Source organism: Streptomyces sp. NPDC030840, assembly GCF_055572015.1.
Genome location: NZ_JBVIEE010000012.1, coordinates 1 through 19,314, shown reverse-complemented (window position 1 = coordinate 19,314; position 19,314 = coordinate 1). Strand labels below are relative to the sequence as shown.

Below are 19,314 nucleotides of genomic sequence, written 5' to 3'. Positions count from 1 at the left end.
AACAACTCGTTCACATCGCTGATCACCCGAGGGATTGGAGGAGGTCGTTGCAGGCCTGCTCGCAGGAGCGGCACGCTTCGGCGCACAGGCGGCAGTGCTCGTGCATGTCGGCGTGCGCGGAGCATTCGTCGGCGCAGGCCTTGCAGGCGGTCGCGCACGCGGTGAGGATCGCGCGGGTGATGTTGGCGTCGTAGCCGGTGTGACGGGACAGCACGGACGCGGTGGCGTTGCAGATGTCCGCGCAGTCCATGTCGGTACGGATGCACTTGGTCAGCTCGCCGACCATGCCCTCGGACAGACAGGCGTCCGCACACGCCGTACACGCCTGGGCGCAGGCGACGCACTCCTCGATGCAGCGGGTGAGCTTGTCGCGGTCGACCTGCCCGAGGTCGGCCGGGTAGGTGGCGAGCATGTCCTTGACCGTGGCCATGACGCATCACTCCTCTTCCCGCCGGAAGCCGGCGGACCGGGAGCGGTCCGCCTCTTCGGACTCCGGCTCCTCACCGAGTTGGCTCAGGCCCGGGGAAGCAAACGCGCCGGCGTCGGTCCGGTCATGGGTGGGAGGCGTGTACGACGGCGTGCCCCTCGCCGCGGCCGGTCATCCACTTGTCGACCTGCGTGGTGACCGGGAAGGCGACCGCGAACCCGCCCAGCAGCGCCACTCCAAGCGTCGCCCTCCGTCCTCAGCGCGGCCCGCGCCACGGCTCCCCGCAGCCACCGCGCGGGGGCTGCGTCCCGGCACGGACGCCGCGGCGGAACGGTCTCAGGCGCCGAGTGCCCACAGAAGGGTCACGGTGCCGACGAGGCCCGCGCCGCCGAGGGTGGTTCCGGCGATGGCGGTCCCCAGGCGGCCGATGCCGTGGCGGGCGTAGTGGACGGCCGCGGCTCCGAACGTGACGGCGAGGGCGCCGGCGAGGACCGCCCACGGGAGTGTGATCACCACGAGCGCCGGCACCCATGCGCCCACGGCGGAGAAGAGGCCGAGCACCAGGGCGGTGGGGCCCAGAGCTGTGGCGGGTGTGTCGGTGCGGCCGGGCATGGTCGATGCGGGCATGACATGTTCCCCCTGTTTGAACGAGTTCAAATCCTGTTCGGATCCTAGCCGACCGGTCAGCCCCGGCATGGCGCCGCCCCCGGTCTCGCGTCGCCTCGCGCGGCAGCGGGCGTCGGGCCTGCCCGGAGCGCCCGATGGCGCCCGTTCCTTCCAGAACGGGCGCCATCGGTGATCCCCGGCCCGGGCCGGCCTAACCGGCCATCGAGGGGGTGTAGGGGGACAGGGCCGGGGCGAGTTGTACTCCCGGGGCCAGGCCGAGGGCGACGAGGGCGTCGGGCATACCGCGTCCGACGCGGGACGCCTCCACGGTCCCGGGGGCGGCCAGCCTGCGGCAGCTGGCGGCGACGAGTTCGAACAGGTGGTTCACCCTGCCGGGCCCACGGGGCAGCAACTGGCCGTGGAAGTCCTCGTGGTGGGCGAGCACGAGGGCGGCGAGACCGGCGACGTGGGCCGAGGCCGCGGCCGTGCCGTCGAGGGCCACGTATCCGCCCTGCGAGGAACACGACAGCACCGCCACACCGGGCGCGGCCGCGTCGACTCCCGGGCCGTAGCAGCTGAACGGCGCGGCGAACAGCCCTTCCGGCGTGAGCTGGGAACCGGAATGGGTGGCCTGGGACGTGTCGGCCGGGTAGGTGCCGAAGGCTCCCAGCGCGCCCACGGCGAACACGGTGGGCAGGGAACCCGGGAAGGCGACAGGCCCGCCCGTGTCGCCCGCGGGGGCCACGCAGGCGACACCCGCGGCGTTCGCGTCGGCGAGTTTGCGGGAGACGAGGGCGGACGAGTAGGGGGCGGCCACGGCGATGTGGGCGATGTCGGTCTCGCGCTCGATGCAGTGGTCCAGAGCGGCGATCAGGTCGCTGAAACAACCGTCGGGCAGCACCTGGCACACTTCGAGGTCGGCGTCCACCGCGATGCCGACGAGCCCCGTGGCGGTGTCCGCTCCGGCGATGATGCCCGCCACGTGTGTGCCCGTGCCCACCATGTCGCGGGCCCAGGCGGGTTCCTTGTCCGGATCGAGAGCGATTCCGGAGCGCACCCGTTCCTTGAGGTCGGGGTGGTCCGCGGCGACGCCCGAACCGATGAGCGCGATCCTGACTCCGAAGGCGCGGAACGTGGGAGGCAGCCGGTCCAGCCGCATGGCCTTCTGGCCCCAGCCGTAGCTCTGCCTCTCCTCCAGCCCCGGGGCCACCTTGCCCAGCGGTGTGAGGGTGACCTGGTTCTCCTGGGTGACCGACAGTTCCGGGCGATGGATCCAGCGGTCCAGGTAGCCGCCCGTGGGGCGGACGTACAGGGACTGGATGGACTCCGGGGTCTCCGTGGCCAAGGTGACGGTGACCGTCCCGTCGTCCCCGGTGACCCCCTGCCCCGGCCAGGTCGCCCCGATCAGGAACACCCCCGCACCGGCGAGCGGTTCGCCTTCCGGTCCGCACACCCGCAGCGAGATCCGCACGGGTTCGTCCATCGCCAGGACGAGTCCCGGATCGCGCAGCGGCAGGATCCCCGCGGCCGCCGCGGCGGCGGGTCCTGTGCCGGTCAGCGGCAGGTCCGGCTCGATGTGCACGTGCAGCGACCGCATCGCCGGTACCTGCGACTCGGCTGCCTCCACGACCGCGATCTCCGGGCAGGAGGGGTGCAGCCCGGTTGAACGGAGCTTCTCCGACGGCTGGAGCCTGCGGACCACCTTGACCTCGGTCATCCGTTCCAGCCGGTCGCACACCGCGTCCATGCTGAGCTCGGACACTCCTGGTGGGAGCAGATGCTGGGGCAGCGGTGTCACCATGTACCGCTCCCGGCGCGGTTGCACCGAGACCGGGGACCGCGCGCCCTTCTTGATTGGTTCGGCTTTCTTGCCCTCGGGTTCGGGCCCACCCTCGCCGCCACCCTCGGACCCGCTCGCACGGCTGTTTCCGGGCCTTTCCTTGACCATCACGTCCACCTTCACCACGCCTACGTCGTACCTGCGCGAAACTGACCTTCTGATCGGGCGACGGGGCGGCTCACGCTCACAAACTGATGCGGTGTGCCCGGTAACCGCTCCGGGCACACCGCATCGCGCCGCCCTCAGGTCAGCCGATACCGAACGGCTGGCTCATCTGGCCGAAGCCGAAGCCGGGCTGCTGGTACTGGCCGTACGGCTGCTGCTGGTACTGCTGGCCGAAACCACCGCCCCACTGCTGGCCCTGCTGCCCCTGCTGGCTCTGCTGGAGCAGGTTCACGATGGCGGTGGGCAGCGCCTGCTGTACGGACTGCTCCACCGCGTGGCGGATGCCGGCGTGCAGCGAGCGGTGCAGCGCGAGCGCCAGGTAGGGGTGCGCCTGGTGGGCGATGCCCTGCTGCTGGAGCTGCTGCTGAACCTGCTGGATCTGCTGGAACGTCTGCTGCACCTGCTGAGCGACCTGCTGGGCCGTCTGCTGGCACGCCTGCTGGATGGTCTGCTGAACCAGCTGGGCGATCTGCTGCGGGCCACCGGCCTGCTGCATGGGTTGGGTACCGGTCATCACCGACATGAATGCTCCATTTCGATGCCATCAAGGCGGAAAGCCGATAACGGATATATCGGCTTTGTCGTACAGCACGACGTGTCTGAAGCTAAGACGGCTCCGACCGGGCCGCAATCCGAGGTCGCCTCTCGGGGGACGAGTGCCCCGACTGGAGGCCGACTAGGAACGCGGTGACCGCGACGGCGCAGGGCGCTCCGCGGAATCCGGACGGCTGCCTCGGACGGCGTACGCGACCAGCCCGCCGACGGCCAGTGCGGCCGCGACCACGGTCGCTGTCGTGCTGTCCGATGGCTGCATCGGCCAGGTGAGGACGCTGAGGATCTCCGGTTCCGTGAGGGGTGGCAGGACCGCGGCGGCTCCCGCCCCGGCGGTCGGCAGGGTCCAGGCGAGCTGGTGGCCCAGCAGTGTCGCCGCCAGCGCGGTCAGTCCGACGAGTCCGGCCGTGGCGCGCAGGATGACGCCCGTCGACGCGTCGCTCGTGGCGGCCGCCACGACGAACACCGCGACGGCGACCGCCCCGAGGTGCGCGGTGCGCCATCCGGCCCAGCGGATCGCCGCCGTACGTTCCAGTGCGGCGGCGGCACCGCCGAGGCCGTTGCCGAGCACACCCAGACCGAGGCCCAGGGAGAGCACGGCGAAGATGTGCGTCTGCAGCGGTCGTTCGGGGGCGTTGCCGAGCAGGGCCACCCCGCCGACCCCGGCCGCCGCCACGCCCAGTGCGACGGGAACCTGACGCGAACGCAGGTACAGCGTGAGAAGCCGCGTCATGAGGCCCCCTCGGCCAGCACCTCATCGAGGTTGCCCCGGCACCTGCGTTCGGCGTCGCGTACGGTGGCGATCCGGCGCACCTGCTCCTGGGCGGGCAGCGCTCTCAACTTCCGCCACGCAGCGTCCCGTTTGCCTGCCTCCTCGCCCAGCACAGGGGGCAGGCCCGGCGCCGGGTACCGGCCGTACAGCCACGCGCTCACGACAGCGCGCGCACCGTAGGCCACGGGCTCGCACGGGCGGGTGCCCGCTCCGGCCAGGATCTGGGCGACCAGCGCGTCCTCACCGTCGGCGGCCCAACCACGACCGGACACGTAGGTGTCGGCGTGCAGCCACACCTCGCGGGCCGGCTGGGGGCCGGGGCGGTCGCCGGTCACCTCGTGCACCGAGGTGGGCGCGTCGGGCAGTTTCCCCATCAGCTCCAGTGCGCGGCGGGCCGGTCCGACGAGCTCGGGCAGGCCCCGCTCGTGCGCCTTGGTCACGCACACCGTGGGGCCACCGTCGTGCGTACAGACCTCGGCGGTCGCCCCTTCGTCGCGCTGCAGGCCCGCGGCCGGCGCGGCTCCCAGCGGCGGCATCGCCAGTACGAGGCCGAGCACCGCGGGCAGGGGCGCGACGACCGCCGTGCGACGCCGCGCGACCATGAACAGCAACAGCCCACTGCCGGCGAGACCCGTGAACCAGAGCGACTGTGCCAGGCTCACCGAGGCGGCGATCGTGGTGAACTCGTCGAAGTTCTCGGTGAGGTTGGGCGCCAGCAGCGAAGCGGGGCCGGGCTCCGACGACTTGGACAGCTGGACCGGAAGGAGCAGCAGCAGGAAGCCCGCCACCACCAGGACGGGAGGGGTGTAGGCCGACGGCATCAGCCGGCCGACGCCCATGCCCAGCCATCCGGCGGCGACGAGGGCCAGCACCCCCACGGCCGTGATGGGCAGCCATTCGCCGGGGAGGTAGTCGGTCCTGCCGGCGACCCGGGCGGCGCCCGCGGCGAGCGTCACCAGGTAGGCGAGGATCAGGCAGAGCGCCAGTGCGACGGCGATGGGCAGCGTACGCCGCCAGGCCGGCAGCGGGGTGGTGCCGAGCAGTTCCTCCATGCCCGAGCGGCGGTCACGCCGGGCCTGCCAGGCGCCTCCACCGAGGGCGAGCGGCCAGAGCAGGACCAGCATGATCCGCTGGAAGGCGGCCAGCATCGTCCACTGCGTGTCCCACAGCTCCCCCTGCTGCGACATGACGAGTGACCACAGTCCGGCGACGCCGAGTGCGGCGATCAGCGTGCCGATGACCACCGCGGAGGAGCGGCGCAGTTCGGTGCCCAGGATCCGGATGCTCATCGGCCCGCCTCCCGCCGTGCGCGTGGGCGAGCGAGGAGGGCGGTGTAGCCGCGCTCGATCGGGCTGTCCCCGACGTCCCGCGCGTCGCCGAGGGCGGCGATCTCCTCCGGTGTTCCCTCGAAGACCAGTTGGCCCTGGTCGACGAGCACCACGTTGGAGCAGGACGCGGCGACGTCCTCGACCAGGTGGGTGGACACCAGCACGCACGCCTGCTCGCCGAGATCACGCAGGAGAGTGCGGAACTCCAGACGCTGTGCCGGGTCAAGGCCCACAGTGGGCTCGTCGAGCAGAAGCAGGTCCGGATCGTTCACGATCGCCTGGGCGATGCCCGCGCGGCGCAGCATGCCCCCGGACAGCGTCTTCAGCCGGTCGTCGGCGCGAGCGGCGAGTCCGACCCGCTCGATCGCGCGCTGCACCGCTCCGGGAACCTGCGTCGCGTCCATCTTCTTCAGCCAGGCCATGTACTCCACGAACTCGCGCAGGGTGAACCGCGGGTAGTAGCCGAAGTCCTGCGGCAGGTACCCGATCCTCCTGCGCAGGGCACGCAGGTCGGTCCGGGCTCCGATCCGCCGGCCCAGCAACTCCAGTTCGCCTCCCGCCGGTTGCAGCACGGTCGCCAGGGAGCGGATCAGTGTCGTCTTGCCGGCGCCGTTGGGGCCGAGCAGTCCGTGCACGCCTCGGCCGAGCCGAAGGTCCAGGCCGTCGACGGCTGTGCGGCGTCCGGCCCGCACGCGGAGGTCCTGGGCGTGTATGTGCCAGGCGTACGTGGTCGGCGCCAGATCGGCGGAGGCCACCGTGCGTACCATGCGTTGCTCCTGTTGGTTGGTTGCTGGAAAGTCGCTCGTGACTTCGCCCGTTGGCGGGAAGCCACTGGTGAGAAGTCGCTGGTCGGAAGTCGCTTGTGTGTCAGGGCAGTTCTCTGCCGGGCAGCACGGTGAAGGCGCGGGCCCGTACCGTGACCGCGAGGGCGGACAACATGACGGCCAGGCCCCAGGCGGGCAGGCTCTGGGGGGCAAGCAGCACGGACAGCCGCGCAGTGAACAGACTGGGCATGATCGCCCCGAGGACCCATGCCGTCCCCAGCAGCGCGGCCGCGCGCCGTACGCCGGTCACCGTGCCGAGCGCGAGTGTGCCCAGCGTGAAGGCGAGGCACGGCAGCAGGCACAGGCCCGGCGACACTCCGACGACGCCCCCTGCCACGGCCAGGACCGGGATCACCACGCCGAGCACCACCGCCGTGCGCCGCAGCACGAGGCGCAGCCCCGCACGCGGTGTGGTGACCGTCAATTCGCCCATCGGGTCCAGCCGCCGGGTCCAGGCGGCCGCAACACCGAGCAGAGGGACCACCGGGGAGAACAGCAGCACCAGCGACGGCACGGTCGTCCCCCGGGAGAGCATGTCGATGCCGAGCGCGGAGAGAACCATCAGCACGCTCATCAGCAGCCACGGTTGCTGCGAGGGCGGCGCCCAGCGGCGCGCCCCGCGCAGCAGCCGGGACCGCACGGGTGCGGGCCGGCCGAGTGCCGTCGCGTCGACCTCGGCCCACACGTCGTCCAGCAGCGTGTTCACCGCGGGCGCGTGCGCCGACACCGCCTCGGCCACGCGTCGCCTGCACTCGGGGCAGGCCTCCAGGTGCGCTTCCAGCGCCCACTCCGCGTCCGCGGGCAGCGTGGTGTCCCCCGCTACATAGGCGGTGATCAGGTCGCGCCCCGCGTGGGGTCCCGTGGTACCGCTCATGACATCGCCTTCCGCATGGCCAGCCTCGCGCGCCGCGCCCGCGTCTTGACTGTTCCTTCTGGTATGCCGAGCAGCGTCGAGGTCTCCCGGACGCTCAGCCCGTCCAGGACCAACGCCTGCAGGACCTGCCGCAGTTCGGGTGCGAGCGTGGCGAGGGCGTCGCCCACGTCGCCCGACAGCATCGTCTCCAGCAGCGTCTCCTCGGCGCTGGGGGTGTCCGCGTCGGCCGTGTCGACGACCGCCGCGACGCGGACGCTGGTCCGGTGCCGTCCCTCGGACCGGAAGGCGTCGACGAGCCGCCGGGCGGCCACCGTCCACAGCCAGCCCGCCGCGCTGCCGCCGGCCGCGCTGCCGGCGAACGAGCCCGCCGCTCTCCACACCGCGAGGTAGGTCTCCTGCAGCACTTCCCCCACCATCTGCTCGTCGGCGCAACGGCGGCGCAGCCGCACCGCGAGCCACGGCGAGGTACGGCGGTAGAACTCCTCGAACGCCGCGCGGTCGCCCTTGGCCACCCTGCGCAGCAGGCCTTCCTCGTCCAACCGCCTCATGGCGGTCACTCTTCTCCACACATCAGGCCGGTCGTTCCGAACACCCCCGCGGGTTCACTCATGGGCTGTGATGCCCCTCACAAGGATGCCGGGACGGCTGGAGCCAGCCCCTCTCCCCGGCTGTCCGCACCGCTTCCGCCCTGTCGCGCGCCGTGGGTTTCGTGTCCGAACGGCGCCGGGTGCGGCGGCGCATAGGCTTCCGCCGTGAACGACACCCCATCCGGCATACGGATCAGGCCAGGCGGCCCGTCCGACGCGCCCGCCATGCTGGACATGCTCGACGCGGCGGTGGCCTGGATGAACGATCGCGGCATCACCGAGCAATGGGGCACGACACCGTTCTCACGGAGGCCCGGCGGAGTGGCACGGGTCGAGCGGTACACGACCGAGAACGCCCCGTACATCGCGGAGTCGGAGGGCACACCCGTCGGAGCCCTGGTGCTGGACACCGGACCCAGCCCACAGCTGCCGATCACGCCGGCCGGCGAACCCGAGCGGTACGTCCGGCTGCTGGTCTCCGACCGACGGCACGCCGGTCTGGGCGTCGGCGCGGCGCTGCTGGCCCATGCCGCCGAGGAGACCCGGCGGGCCGGTGTGGGCCTGCTGCGGGTGGACTGCTGGGCGGGCGGCGGAGGCGAACTGGTCGCGTTCTACGAGCGCAACGGCTTCGCCCCCACCGAGCGTTTCCTGTCCGGGGCCTGGCCGGGACAGGTACTGGCCCGCCGCCTCGGCTGACGGCGCGGGCCCCTGCCGGCCGCGGCCCTACCCTGGTGCCTGTGTGCAGTGAGAGCCCGGGGAGGGCTGCGGAGCGGATCACCGGACGCCGGACGACGGGCGAGCGCCCGCTGTCATCGGCGCTCGCCGAAGTCACCCTCGACGGCGGCCGAATCGTGATGGTCAAGCGCGGGGACGGGCCCGGGGCGGTGCGGGCCGAGGCGGCGGGGCTGCGCTGGCTGGGCGAGGCCGGGACGGTCCGTGTCCCCGCCGTGTACGGCCACGACGCCCACTGGCTGGTGACCGAGCGTGTCCCACGGGGTCGGCCCGGCCGGCAGGCGGCGGTCCGGTTCGGCGGCGATCTGGCCGCCCTGCACTCCGCCGGCGCGGCGGCGTTCGGTGCCGCGCCACCCGACGGCCCCGCCGACGCGTACATCGGGCTCGCTCCGATGCGGAACACCCCGGGGCCCGACTGGCCGCACTGGTACGCCGAGCACCGGGTGCTGCCCTATCTGCGCCGGGCGGTCGACGAGGGCGTCATACGTACCGCCGAGGCGGCCGTGGTGGAGCGAGTCTGCGAGCGGCTGCCGGAGTTGGCGGGCCCCGCCGAGCCGCCCGCCCGGCTCCACGGCGACCTGTGGAACGGCAACCTGCTGTGGGGCGCCGACGGACACGCCTGGCTGATCGACCCGGCCGCGCACGGCGGACACCGCGAGACCGATCTGGCGATGCTCCACCTCTTCGGCTGTCCCCATCTCGACCACGTCCTGGAGGGCTACCAGCACTCCGCGCCCCTCGCGGACGGCTGGGCCGACCGTATCCCGCTGCACCAGCTGTTCCCCTTGCTGGTCCACACCGTGCTGTTCGGGCGTGGCTACGCCGAGCAGTCGCTGGCGGCGGCCCGCGCGGCCCTGACCGGCTGACATGGCGACGGCGGATGACCTACCGGAGGATGACGTGCCCGTGGGTTGCTGGCCGGCGGATGACAGACTGAGCGCATGGATGAGCGCGTAATCGGCAGGTTGGGTCAGCAGGTGTCGGTCGTGGGGCTGGGCACCTGGCAGTTGGGGGCCGACTGGGGGGACGTCGACGACAAGGACGCCCTGAAGGTACTGGAGGCGGCGGCCGAGTCGGGGGTGACCTTCTTCGACACGGCCGACGTGTACGGGGACGGGCGAAGCGAGCAGACCATCGCCGCCTTCCTGCGCGGCCGGCCCGATCTGCACGTGCTGGTCGCGACGAAGATGGGCCGTCGTGTGGAGCAGATCCCCCAGAACTACGTCCTGGACAACTTCCGCGCCTGGAACGACCGTTCCCGGCGCAACCTCGGTGTCGACTGCCTCGACCTGGTGCAGCTGCACTGCCCTCCGACGCCCGTCTACTCGTCGGACGAGGTGTTCGACGCCCTCGACACGCTCGTCGACGAGGGGCGCATCGCCGCGTACGGCGTCAGTGTGGAGACCTGCGCCGAGGCGCTCACGGCGATCACGCGGCCCAACGTGGCGAGCGTGCAGATCATCTTCAACCCGTTCCGCATGAAGCCGCTGCGGGAGGTGCTCCCGGCGGCCGAGAAGGCGGGCGTGGGCATCATCGCCCGGGTGCCGCTCGCCTCGGGGCTGCTGTCGGGCAAGTACACCAAGGACACGGTCTTCGCGGCCAACGACCACCGCACGTACAACCGGCACGGCGAGGCCTTCGACCAGGGTGAGACGTTCTCCGGTGTCGACTTCGAGACGGGCGTGGAAGCGGCGGCCGAGTTCGCCGCCCTCGCCCCGGACGGGTACACCCCGGCCCAGTTGGCGCTCCGCTGGATCATCCAGCAGCCGGGTGTCAGCACCGTCATCCCCGGGGCCCGCTCGCCCGAGCAGGCCCGGGCCAACGCGGCCGCCGCGAAGGGGGCGCCGCTGCCCGAGGAGACGCTCACCGCGATCCAGGACCTGTACGACCGCAGGATCAAGGATCAGGTGGAAGGCCGCTGGTAGGCCGCCAGGGCCCCGTCGGCGAAAACCGCGGCCGCCGCCCGCAGGCCGTCAGGCTGCCGCTTGGTGGGCCGTGCGGGCTGTCTCCGTCCGCCCGTGGGAAAGGTGCGCGCTTGCGCCGCTTCCCCCGGGCGGGCGACGACGCCCGCCATGGCCTCGTGGTCGCGCGCGCCACCGCCCCAGCGACGAGATGACGTCTCGTCCTGTACGCCGAGGCCGGTACGCGCGGTTACTCCCGCCGTCGGACGCGCTCGCCGCTCCCGCCCGGCACCGTGAGCCGGGTGAAACTCACCCGACCCGCACGCCGGGTTCTCCTCGTCGTCCATGTGGTCGCCTCAGCGGGCTGGCTCGGGCTCACGCTCGGGCTGCTCGCGCTCGGGGTCGCCGCGGCCACCACCGGGTCCGCGGCGACCGTGGAGGCCTCCGTCCGGGCCATGAAGCTCTTCGCCGACTGGCTCCTGCTCCCCGTCGCGTTCCTGACACTCCTCAGCGGGCTGGCGCTGTCCCTCGGCACGCCATGGGGTCTGGCCAGGTACCGGTGGGTCTGCACGAAGTTCTGGCTGACCCTGGCCACGACGACCGCCACGGCCCTCGCGCTGCGCCCCGGGGTGAACTCCGCGGTCGCCGCCGTCGCCGCGGGCCGGCCGCTCCCCGACGCGGGCGACGTCCTGTTCGGGCCCATCGTGTCGCTGTCCGCGTACGTGTTCATGACCGTGCTCTCGGTCCTCAAGCCCTGGGGGCCGACACGGCGGGGCCGCAGGCTGCGCGCGTCCGCCCGCGGGCCGGTGGCGTCGGCGACGAACAGGTCGTAACAGTGCTTATATAAGTGCTGTTACGATTCGTCCATGACCGAACCCGGCCCCGTATCCCCCGTACCCGACGACCCCACCCACGACAGCCTCTGGCGGCCTCTGCGCCGGCTCCAGGCGTCGATGGACGCGGACATCGCCCGGATCTACTCCGAGGGACGGATCGAAGGACTCAAGCCGAGCTTCGTGATGGAGCTGCTTCGCCTCCACGCCCGTGGGCCAATGTCCATCAGCGAACTGGCGGAGTCGGTCGGCAGGACACACTCGGCGCTCAGCCAGAAGGTGGCCGCCATGCGCGCGGCCGGCTGGGTCGAGACCGTCGTCGGCGAGGACGCGCGCAGCAAGAAGGTGACGCTCACGAACAGAGCTCGCGGTGTCGTCGGCCGGCTGGCGGCGGAATGGCGAGCGACCGAGGCCGCCCTCGCCGAGATCGAGGCGGAGATCCCCTACCCGCTCAGCCGGGTCGTCGCCGACATCGAGCAGGCCCTGAAGCGCAGGAGCTTTCACGACCGGATCGCCCAGAAACTGGCTGAGGACCCCGAGTGGCGCTGAGACACGTACTGCTCGACGTGACCCCGCTGCGGTCGTCGCCGCCGTTCCGGCGACTGTGGATCGGGCAGACCCTCTCCGGTCTCGGCAGCCAGATGACGGCCGTCGCCGTGATGTTCCAGGTCTGGCAGACGACCGGGAGCACCACGTGGACCGGCGCGGTCGGCCTGGCACAGGCGATCCCGCTCGTCACGCTCGGTCTCTTCGCCGGATCGCTCGTCGACCGCGTCGACCGGCGGAAGTTCTACCTCCTCACGACCTGCGGACAAGCCGTCTGCTCAGTCCTGCTCGCGCTCCAGGGCTTCCTCGGAGGCCTGCCGGCCGGTGGTGTGCTGGTACTGGTGGCGGCGCAGTCCTGTTTCACCGCCGGCGGCGGCCCGGCGTCCCACACCTTCATCCCCCACCTTCTGCCCGGACACCAACTGGCTGCCGGGCTGGCGCTGCGGCGGATCTCCTTCCAGGGGGCCATGCTGACGGGACCCGCACTGGGCGGGCTGATCGTCGGCGCCCTGGGAGTCGGCACCTGCTACGTGATCGACGCGGCCACCTTCGGCACCGCGCTGTACGGTGCCTTCGGTCTGCCGAGGATGGACCCCGCAGGCGAGCCCTCCAGGCCCGGCCTCCGCGGAGTCCTGGACGGCCTGGCCTTCCTGACCAGGACTCCCGTCATCCGCGGAGCGCTGGTCACGGACCTGGCCACCACCGTGCTGTCCATGCCGATCAGTCTGTTCCCCCTGATCAACGCGGAGCGGTTCGGCGGCAGTCCACGAACGCTCGGACTCTTCCTCACCGCGATGGCCGTCGGCGGCACCATCGCGTCCCTCTTCTCCGGGACCTTCACTCGGCTCCCCCGCCCGGGCCTGGTCATGCTCGGTGGGTCCGCCGCGTGGGGCGCGGCCCTCGCGCTGTTCGGCATGTCGCCGGATCCGTGGACCGGGTTGGCCTTCCTCGTCCTGGCCGGCGCCGCCGACACCGTCTCCGTGGTGTCCCGCGGCACCATCGTCCAGACACACACGCCGAAAGAACTCCTGGGGCGCGTCAGCGCCGCCGACCAGGTCGTCGGGCAGGCGGGCCCCGACCTCGGCAACCTGCGCGGCGGTCTCGTCGCGGACGCCGCGTCGGGAACGGCGGCCCTCGTCAGCGGCGGCCTCCTCTGCCTCGGCGCCGTCGCCCTGGTGGCAGTCACGACGCCGGGGCTGCGCCGGTGGTCCACGGCCTCGCCCGCTCCCCACCCGCCCTCGGCCGGCTCATAGCCGACGCCGCTCGTTCACGGCACGGCACGGCGAGCAGTGCCGTGGTTGAGCGGCACCTGTGCCTCGTCCAGGGCGCCGGTGTCGCGTACTTGGGACGTCGACGACCGTTCGGGACTATCCCGAGCCCCGCACCCGTTGGCACTTGTGGATCACTTGGCACCACGCAGCATCGAGTACGGAGGGAATCGGAGCCGATGTCGGAATCGATCGGGAACGTGACCGCTGTCAACCACGGGAGCTCGGCGAAGGAGGCCGTCGGGCGGTACGGCATCTGGAGCTTCGGGCTGCGGTCGGAGGACCCGGCGCGGCGGGGTGAGCGCGCGGAGGCCGTGGCCGAGCTGGAGGAACTCGGGTTCGGGGCGGTGTGGTTGGGCGGCAACAGCGCGGTGGAGCACGCCGCGCCGCTCGTGGAGGCGACCGAGCGGGTGACGGTGGCCACGGGTATCCAGAGCATCTGGCAGTACGGGGCGGCCGACTCCGCCCGGGGGTTCGCCGGTCTGGAGGCCGCCCATCCCGGTCGTTTCCTGCTCGGCCTCGGGGTGAGTCACGCCCAGCGGACCGACCAGTACCGTCGCCCCTACTCCGCCATGGTGGAGTACCTGGACGCGCTGGACGCCGCGGGTGTGCCGGCCGGGCGGCGGGTGCTGGCGGCGCTCGGGCCGAGGATGCTGGAACTGTCGCGCGACCGGGCCGCCGGTTCGCACCCGTACCTGGTCACACCCGAGCACACCGCTCAGGCCCGCGAGATCCTGGGAGACGGCCCGCTGCTGGCACCGGAGTTGAAGGTGGTGCTGGAGACGGATCCGGGACGCGCCCGGGCGATCGCCCGCGACTACCTCTCCCTCTATCTCGGGCTGACGAACTACACCAACAGCTTCCTGCGGCTCGGCTTCACCGAGGACGACTTCACGGGCGGCGGCAGTGACCGGCTCATCGACGCCGTGTTCGCGTGGGGCGACCAGGACCGGGTCCGGGCGGCTATCGACGCCCTCCACCAGGCGGGAGCGGACCATGTGGCCCTCCAGGTCGTCGACGACCAGCCCCGCGACTCCCTCCCCCGCGACGCCTGGCGTCGCCTCGCCGATCTGCTCCCTGTCGGTGCCGGCACCGACCCTCATGTCATCCGTACGGCCGGACGCCATACGGATGAGTGACGGGCCTGGACCCGTTGACGCCGGCCCCCCTGCCGCGCCCGTTTCGACGGCATTCCCGGGGTACTCGACAGGCGCCGGACCCGCGTCAGGCCGGACACTGGTGTCCTGCCGGCGTGGGCCGGTCGACGAGACCAGGACGCTACTGCCATGAATCACGACTCGACACGTTCCAGCGGGACGACGAACGTCGTCTCGAGCCATTCCGTTTTCGGAGCCCCCTGCTGGGTGAGCCTGACCAGCCGCGACATGCGGGCCACGGAGGACTTCTACCACGCGGTGCTGGGGTGGGAGTGGCGGTCGGCGAAGCTGGGGGACCGTTTCCGCATCGCGCTGCAGGACGGGGCGCCGGTCGCGGGGATCGCCGGGGTGGCGACGATGTGGCAGGTGGCCGTCGCCTGGACGCCGTACTTCGCAGTGCCCAGCGCCGACGAGGCCGTGTCCCGGGCCCGGGAGCGCGGGGGCACGGTGGCCGTCGGGCCGCTCTCCTTTCCGCCGGGCCGGGCGGCTCTGGTGGCCGACCGCGACGGGGCGACCTTCGGGATCTGGGAGGGCGAGCTCATCGCCGAGTGGGACGCCTGGCTCCGGGTCGCTCCGGCCTTCATCAGGCTGCACACACGGGACGCCTTCGATGCGGCGATCTTCTACGGAGAGGTCCTGGAATGGGCCACGGAACGTCCGGGCTGCTGCGAGGTCCACTACGAGGGCAACGAGGTCGTGCTGCGCAGCCGGGGCAAGGTCGTGGCCCGGATCAGCTCCGGGGCGCTGGAGGCGGCGCCCGACCCCACGATCCGGCCCCACTGGCAGGTCCACTTCGCGGTCTCCGATGTGGCCGCCACCGCGAAGACGGTGGAGGAGCACGGCGGCACCGTGCTGCGGCAGAGCGAGGACGAGGCCGTCCTGCGTGACCCGGACGGCGCCCAGTTCACGGTGACCTGGCGGCCGGATGTGACCTGGCGGCCGGAGCCGGACCACTGACGCGTCAGGTCAGTGGATCGTCACCGCCGCTCCGTACGGCCCTGGAGGGCCGCGACAGCAGCACAAGGCTGCGGGCCTCGACGACGATCTCCGCGTCCGCCTTGTACTCCGCCTCGTCCGGGGTGCCCTGCGGGGCGGCGGTGTCGACACGGGTGGTCCAGCGCTCGCCGTACGTGACGTCGGGCAGGCGGAAGGTCACGGGTTCCCAGTAGCCGTTCAGCAGGAGCAGGAACGAGTCGTCCACCACACGCCGGCCGTACGGGTCGCGTTCCGCGATGGCGTCGCCGTTCAGGAAGACCGTGACGGAGTGCGCGTCGGAGCGCCGCCAGTCCTCGTCCGTCATCTCGCGGGCGTCCGGCCGCAGCCACATCAGATCGGGCAGCGGCTGGCCCGCGTGGGTGACGGTGTCGCCGCGGAAGAAGCGGCGGCGGCGCAGGACGGGGTGGGCGGCGCGCAGGGCGATGAGGCCCCGGGTGAAGTCGATCAGCTCGCGCTGTTCCCCGGTCAGCCGCCAGTCGATCCAGGAGACCTCGTTGTCCTGGCAGTAGGCGTTGTTGTTGCCGCGCTGGGTGCGGCCCAGTTCGTCGCCGTGGGAGAGCATCGGGATGCCCTGGGAGAGGAACAGGGTGGCGAGGAAGTTGCGCTGCTGACGGGCGCGCAGGGCGAGAACGCGGACGTTGGTCGTGGGGCCCTCGGCTCCGCAGTTCCAGGAACGGTTGGCGCTCTCTCCGTCCTCGTTGTGCTCGCCGTTGGCCTCGTTGTGCTTGTCGTTGTACGAGACGAGGTCACGCAGGGTGAACCCGTCATGTGCCGTCACGAAGTTGACGCTGGCGCGCGGGCGGCGCCGGCTGTGCTCGTACAGGTCGGAGGAGCCGGTCAGCCGGAGGGCGAACTCACCGAGAGTGTGCTCCTCGCCGCGCCAGAAGTCCCGTACGGCGTCACGGTACTTGCCGTTCCACTCCGACCACAGCGGCGGGAAGTTGCCGACCTGGTAGCCGCCCTCGCCGACGTCCCACGGTTCGGCGATGAGCTTGACCCTGCTGATCACCGGGTCCTGCTGGATCAGGTCGAAGAACGCCGACAGCCGGTCCACCTCGTGGAACTGCCGGGCCAGCGTGGCCGCGAGGTCGAAACGGAAGCCGTCGACGTGCATCTCGGTGACCCAGTACCGCAGCGAGTCCATGATCAGCTGAAGGACGTACGGGTGGCGCATCAGGAGGCTGTTGCCGGTGCCGGTGGTGTCGTAGTAGTGGGCCCAGTCGCCGTCGACCAGACGGTAGTAGGAGGCGTTGTCGATGCCGCGGAAGGACAGGGTGGGCCCTTGTTCGTTGCCCTCGGCGGTGTGGTTGTAGACAACGTCGAGGATCACCTCGAGCCCGGCCGCGTGCAGGGCCCTGATCATGGACTTGAACTCGGTGACCTGTTCGCCGCGGGTGCCGTGGGCCGCGTAGCCGTTGTGCGGGGCGAAGAAGCCGATGGTGTTGTAGCCCCAGTAGTTCGACAGACCGCGTCCCCGCAGAACGCCGTCCTGGACGTACTGGTGCACCGGCATCAGTTCGATCGCGGTCACGCCGAGCGAGGTCAGGTGGTCGAGGATCGCCGGGTGCGTGAGGCCCGCGTAGGTCCCCCGCAGCTCCGGGGGGACCTCCGGGTGGGTGCGGGTCAGACCGCGGACGTGCGTCTCGTAGATCACCGTTTCGGCGTAGCTCCGCCGGGGAGGCCGGTCGTCGCCCCAGTCGAAGGCCGGGTCGGTCACCACGCCCAGCATGGTGTGCCCGGCGCTGTCGCCGGGGGCGGGTCCGGCCGGGGCCCGCTCGTAGAGCGAGGGGTGGTCGTCGACAGTTCCGTCCACCGCCGTGGCGTACGGGTCGAGGAGCAGTTTCGCCGGATTGCAGCGGTGGCCCGCGGGCGGGCGCCAGGGGCCGTGCACCCGGTAGCCGTAGCGCTGCCCGGGCCCGACACCGGGCAGGTAGCAGTGCCACACGAATCCGTCGGCCTCGGTGACCGGCACCGAACGGGAGGTGCCGTCGTCGTCGACGAGGACGAGGTCGACACCTTCGGCGACCTCGCTGAACAGGGCGAAGTTGGTGCCCGCGCCGTCGAAGGCGGCGCCCAGTGGGTACGGGTGCCCGCTCCACGCGGGCACCCGTTTCCGGCGCGACCGGGCGGTCACGGCGCCTCGTCCGGCTCGTCCGGCATGGTGCCCTCGAAGCCGGCGAGGGCGAGAACCGGCGCCTCGCCCTCCCGCTCGTCGGACGTCATGTCCTCCGGGCCGGCCAGCACGGGGACCGGCATGTCGCGGGGCGCCTGGAGGGCCTCCCGTTCCGTCGGGACGGGTGCCGTCGGGACGAGGGGCGCGCGCTCGCCTGCGCGGGCACGTTGGGAGAACCAGATGAGCGTGCTGCCGGTGGCCGTGGGACAGCAGCCCCAGCCGTCGCTCAGCGCGGCGATGCTCACCAGGCACGACCGCAGATCCTGGTCGGGCCTCAGGTGCCGGTCGTTCTGGCCGAAGGCCGTGATGACATGGTGGCGGTTCCACCACATCTCGATCGACGTCCTCTTGTCCCTGGCGTGCTCGTCGATGGCGCGCAGCAGCAGCTCCGCGCCCTGGCAGACGGGCTCGACGAGCGTGTCCAGATCCCAGTACCGGAGGTGGGCGGCCAGGATGCGCCTCACCTGTCCGACCCGTTCCGGGCTCACCTCCACGTCGAGGTGGTAGTAGCAGGGCACCGCGGTCTTCATCGTCGTTGGCTCCTCACCTGCGAAGCTCTCGCTCGTCTTCGTCGTCACGGACGGAGCCCTGAACACGAGGCGTGAGCACTGATCGCTTCTGAGTCACTCCAGAGTGGGAGTGCTACGCCATTCGTGCAACATGAGAGACCCACGAGGTGGTTGAAGTTCCAACAAGACGCTGGGTCGCGATCCGTGCACCATGAGTGAAGGTCTCGGCCTCCGACAGCGGCCGGCGCCTGAGTGCACGGTTGCGGCTCGTCCGGGAGACCGTGCCCCCCGTCGAGAGCGTGGAAAGGTGACCAGCGCCATGCTGCTGCCCGCCAAAGCCGAGGTCGCCCGGCATCTGGAGCGGTACCGGGCGTGGGAACGCGTGATGCTCGCGGCCCCGACCGACCGCACGGCGAGGGGGAATTTCGAGGACTCGGGCTACACCTTGTGCGTCCTGATGGGGAAGCGCTGCGCCCGGGAGGCCGTGGAGGCCGCCGAGCGCTACCTGCGGTCGAACCTGGTCACCTATCTGCGGGAGAACGGCCAGTCCCAGCAGCGCCACGTGGGCAGACGCGGCCCTCCGGCCGTCCGCCGCTACCGGCCACCAGGAGGCAGCACGTCAGGGAGGTAGGAAACCGTCGGGCACGGTCATCGGATGGGCCCGGCACCGAGCACGGCGGAGGTGGAACACATGAGGTCGACGCCAGCCATCGGCCGCATCCCGGTCCGGGATGTCCTGCCGTCCGTCGAGTGCGGCAGACGCCCGGCCAAGGCCGTCGCGGGTGAGACCTTCCAGGTCTCGGCGACGGTTTTCCGGGAGGGTCATGACGCGGTGGCCGCCAACGTCGTCCTCAAGGACCCCGACGGCCGTACGGGCCCGTGGACGCCGATGCGCGAGCTGGCGCCCGGCACCGACCGCTGGGGCGCCGACGTCACACCGGGTGAGCCGGGGCTGTGGACGTACCGGGTGGAGGCCTGGGGCGACCCTGTGGCCACCTGGCGGCACCACGCCGGGATCAAGATCCCGGCGGGCCTCGACACCGGCCTCGTGCTCCAGGAAGGCGCCGAGCTGTACGAGCGGGCCGCCGCGGGAGTGCCCAAGGGCGCACCACGTGCCGTGGTCCTGACCGCCGTGGACGCCCTGCGGGACGAGTCGCGTCCGGCCGCCTCCCGTCTCGCGGCCGCGCTCACCCCCGAGGTCGACGAGGTCCTGGCCCGCCATCC

21 protein-coding genes and 1 pseudogene are annotated in these 19,314 nt (G+C 71.8%); 10 read left to right on the top strand and 12 right to left on the bottom strand.

The genetic code is table 11. The features are described 5' to 3' along the window. Positions 1-22 precede the first annotated feature (22 nt). The 10 genes and pseudogenes from ACZ49J_RS24810 to ACZ49J_RS24765 form a co-directional block, all read right to left on the bottom strand. Positions 23-430: a four-helix bundle copper-binding protein gene (locus ACZ49J_RS24810; RefSeq protein ID WP_467451809.1), complete on the bottom strand. Its 408-nt coding sequence runs from the start codon at positions 428-430 to the stop codon at positions 23-25. Between the two features lie 121 nt (positions 431-551). Continuing rightward, positions 552-659, bottom strand: a pseudogene (locus ACZ49J_RS24805) (DUF4396 domain-containing protein); the annotation flags it as partial. Between the two features lie 104 nt (positions 660-763). After that, the gene (locus ACZ49J_RS24800) at positions 764-1,054 is read right to left on the bottom strand and encodes a hypothetical protein (RefSeq protein WP_467451810.1); all 291 of its coding nucleotides are present in this window, start codon (positions 1,052-1,054) and stop codon (positions 764-766) included. A 190-nt stretch (positions 1,055-1,244) separates the two neighbouring features. Continuing rightward, a complete protein-coding gene (locus ACZ49J_RS24795; RefSeq protein ID WP_467451811.1) occupies positions 1,245-2,999 on the bottom strand; it encodes a S8 family serine peptidase in 1,755 nt (584 codons plus the stop codon). A gap of 121 nt (positions 3,000-3,120) precedes the next feature. Further along, on the bottom strand, positions 3,121-3,552 hold the full coding sequence (locus ACZ49J_RS24790) for a hypothetical protein (RefSeq protein ID WP_467451812.1): 432 nt from the start codon (positions 3,550-3,552) through the stop codon (positions 3,121-3,123). Between the two features lie 162 nt (positions 3,553-3,714). Continuing rightward, positions 3,715-4,323, bottom strand: coding sequence for a hypothetical protein (locus tag ACZ49J_RS24785; protein WP_467451813.1), 609 nt, complete (start codon positions 4,321-4,323; stop codon positions 3,715-3,717). Then, on the bottom strand, positions 4,320-5,651 hold the full coding sequence (locus ACZ49J_RS24780; RefSeq protein WP_467451814.1) for a hypothetical protein: 1,332 nt from the start codon (positions 5,649-5,651) through the stop codon (positions 4,320-4,322). Before ACZ49J_RS24780 ends, ACZ49J_RS24785 begins: the two co-directional genes overlap by 4 nt. Next, positions 5,648-6,457: an ABC transporter ATP-binding protein gene (locus ACZ49J_RS24775; protein WP_467451815.1), complete on the bottom strand. Its 810-nt coding sequence runs from the start codon at positions 6,455-6,457 to the stop codon at positions 5,648-5,650. The genes ACZ49J_RS24780 and ACZ49J_RS24775 overlap by 4 nt, the downstream gene beginning before the upstream one ends. 100 nt (positions 6,458-6,557) lie before the next feature. Beyond that, positions 6,558-7,388, bottom strand: coding sequence for a zf-HC2 domain-containing protein (locus ACZ49J_RS24770; RefSeq protein WP_467451816.1), 831 nt, complete (start codon positions 7,386-7,388; stop codon positions 6,558-6,560). Beyond that, positions 7,385-7,936 carry an RNA polymerase sigma factor gene (locus ACZ49J_RS24765; RefSeq protein ID WP_467451817.1) on the bottom strand — a complete coding sequence of 184 codons (552 nt, stop codon included), beginning with the start codon at positions 7,934-7,936 and terminating at the stop codon, positions 7,385-7,387. Before ACZ49J_RS24765 ends, ACZ49J_RS24770 begins: the two co-directional genes overlap by 4 nt. 204 nt (positions 7,937-8,140) lie before the next feature. On the opposite strand from ACZ49J_RS24765, the gene ACZ49J_RS24760 reads away from it, so the two are divergent. From ACZ49J_RS24760 to ACZ49J_RS24725, 8 genes are all read left to right on the top strand, one after another. Then, positions 8,141-8,671 (top strand): GNAT family N-acetyltransferase, encoded by a 531-nt coding sequence (locus tag ACZ49J_RS24760; RefSeq protein WP_467451818.1) that lies wholly within the window; start codon positions 8,141-8,143, stop codon positions 8,669-8,671. 41 nt (positions 8,672-8,712) lie between these two features. Next, entirely contained in the window at positions 8,713-9,573 is an 861-nt protein-coding gene (locus tag ACZ49J_RS24755) for a fructosamine kinase family protein (RefSeq protein ID WP_467451819.1), read from the top strand. 75 nt (positions 9,574-9,648) lie between these two features. Next, the gene (locus ACZ49J_RS24750) at positions 9,649-10,632 is read left to right on the top strand and encodes an aldo/keto reductase (RefSeq protein WP_467451820.1); all 984 of its coding nucleotides are present in this window, start codon (positions 9,649-9,651) and stop codon (positions 10,630-10,632) included. A 278-nt stretch (positions 10,633-10,910) separates the two neighbouring features. Next, positions 10,911-11,441, top strand: a complete 531-nt coding sequence (locus ACZ49J_RS24745; protein WP_467451821.1) for a DUF2269 family protein — start codon at positions 10,911-10,913, stop codon at positions 11,439-11,441. 33 nt (positions 11,442-11,474) lie between these two features. Continuing rightward, on the top strand, positions 11,475-11,990 hold the full coding sequence (locus ACZ49J_RS24740; RefSeq protein ID WP_467451822.1) for a MarR family winged helix-turn-helix transcriptional regulator: 516 nt from the start codon (positions 11,475-11,477) through the stop codon (positions 11,988-11,990). Then, positions 11,981-13,240 (top strand): MFS transporter, encoded by a 1,260-nt coding sequence (locus ACZ49J_RS24735; RefSeq protein WP_467451823.1) that lies wholly within the window; start codon positions 11,981-11,983, stop codon positions 13,238-13,240. Before ACZ49J_RS24740 ends, ACZ49J_RS24735 begins: the two co-directional genes overlap by 10 nt. A gap of 194 nt (positions 13,241-13,434) precedes the next feature. Then, positions 13,435-14,394 carry an LLM class F420-dependent oxidoreductase gene (locus ACZ49J_RS24730; RefSeq protein WP_467451824.1) on the top strand — a complete coding sequence of 320 codons (960 nt, stop codon included), beginning with the start codon at positions 13,435-13,437 and terminating at the stop codon, positions 14,392-14,394. Positions 14,395-14,541: 147 nt separating this feature from the next. Further along, positions 14,542-15,369, top strand: a complete 828-nt coding sequence (locus ACZ49J_RS24725; protein ID WP_467451825.1) for a VOC family protein — start codon at positions 14,542-14,544, stop codon at positions 15,367-15,369. A gap of 4 nt (positions 15,370-15,373) precedes the next feature. Here the strand turns inward: ACZ49J_RS24725 and glgX are convergent, their stop codons facing one another. Then, complete coding sequence (glgX, locus tag ACZ49J_RS24720; protein WP_467451826.1) at positions 15,374-17,542, bottom strand: glycogen debranching protein GlgX; 2,169 nt, start codon at positions 17,540-17,542, stop codon at positions 15,374-15,376. Beyond that, positions 17,539-18,111: a pep a2 gene (locus ACZ49J_RS24715; RefSeq protein ID WP_467451827.1), complete on the bottom strand. Its 573-nt coding sequence runs from the start codon at positions 18,109-18,111 to the stop codon at positions 17,539-17,541. The genes glgX and ACZ49J_RS24715 overlap by 4 nt, the downstream gene beginning before the upstream one ends. A 298-nt stretch (positions 18,112-18,409) precedes the next feature. Between ACZ49J_RS24715 and ACZ49J_RS24710 the strand changes: the two genes are divergently transcribed. Together ACZ49J_RS24710 and ACZ49J_RS24705 are read left to right on the top strand one after the other, a co-directional pair. Then, positions 18,410-18,721: a DUF5133 domain-containing protein gene (locus ACZ49J_RS24710; RefSeq protein WP_467451841.1), complete on the top strand. Its 312-nt coding sequence runs from the start codon at positions 18,410-18,412 to the stop codon at positions 18,719-18,721. Positions 18,722-18,781: 60 nt separating this feature from the next. After that, positions 18,782-19,314 (top strand): maltotransferase domain-containing protein (locus ACZ49J_RS24705; protein WP_467451828.1); only part of this gene is annotated, 533 nt, incomplete at its 3' end.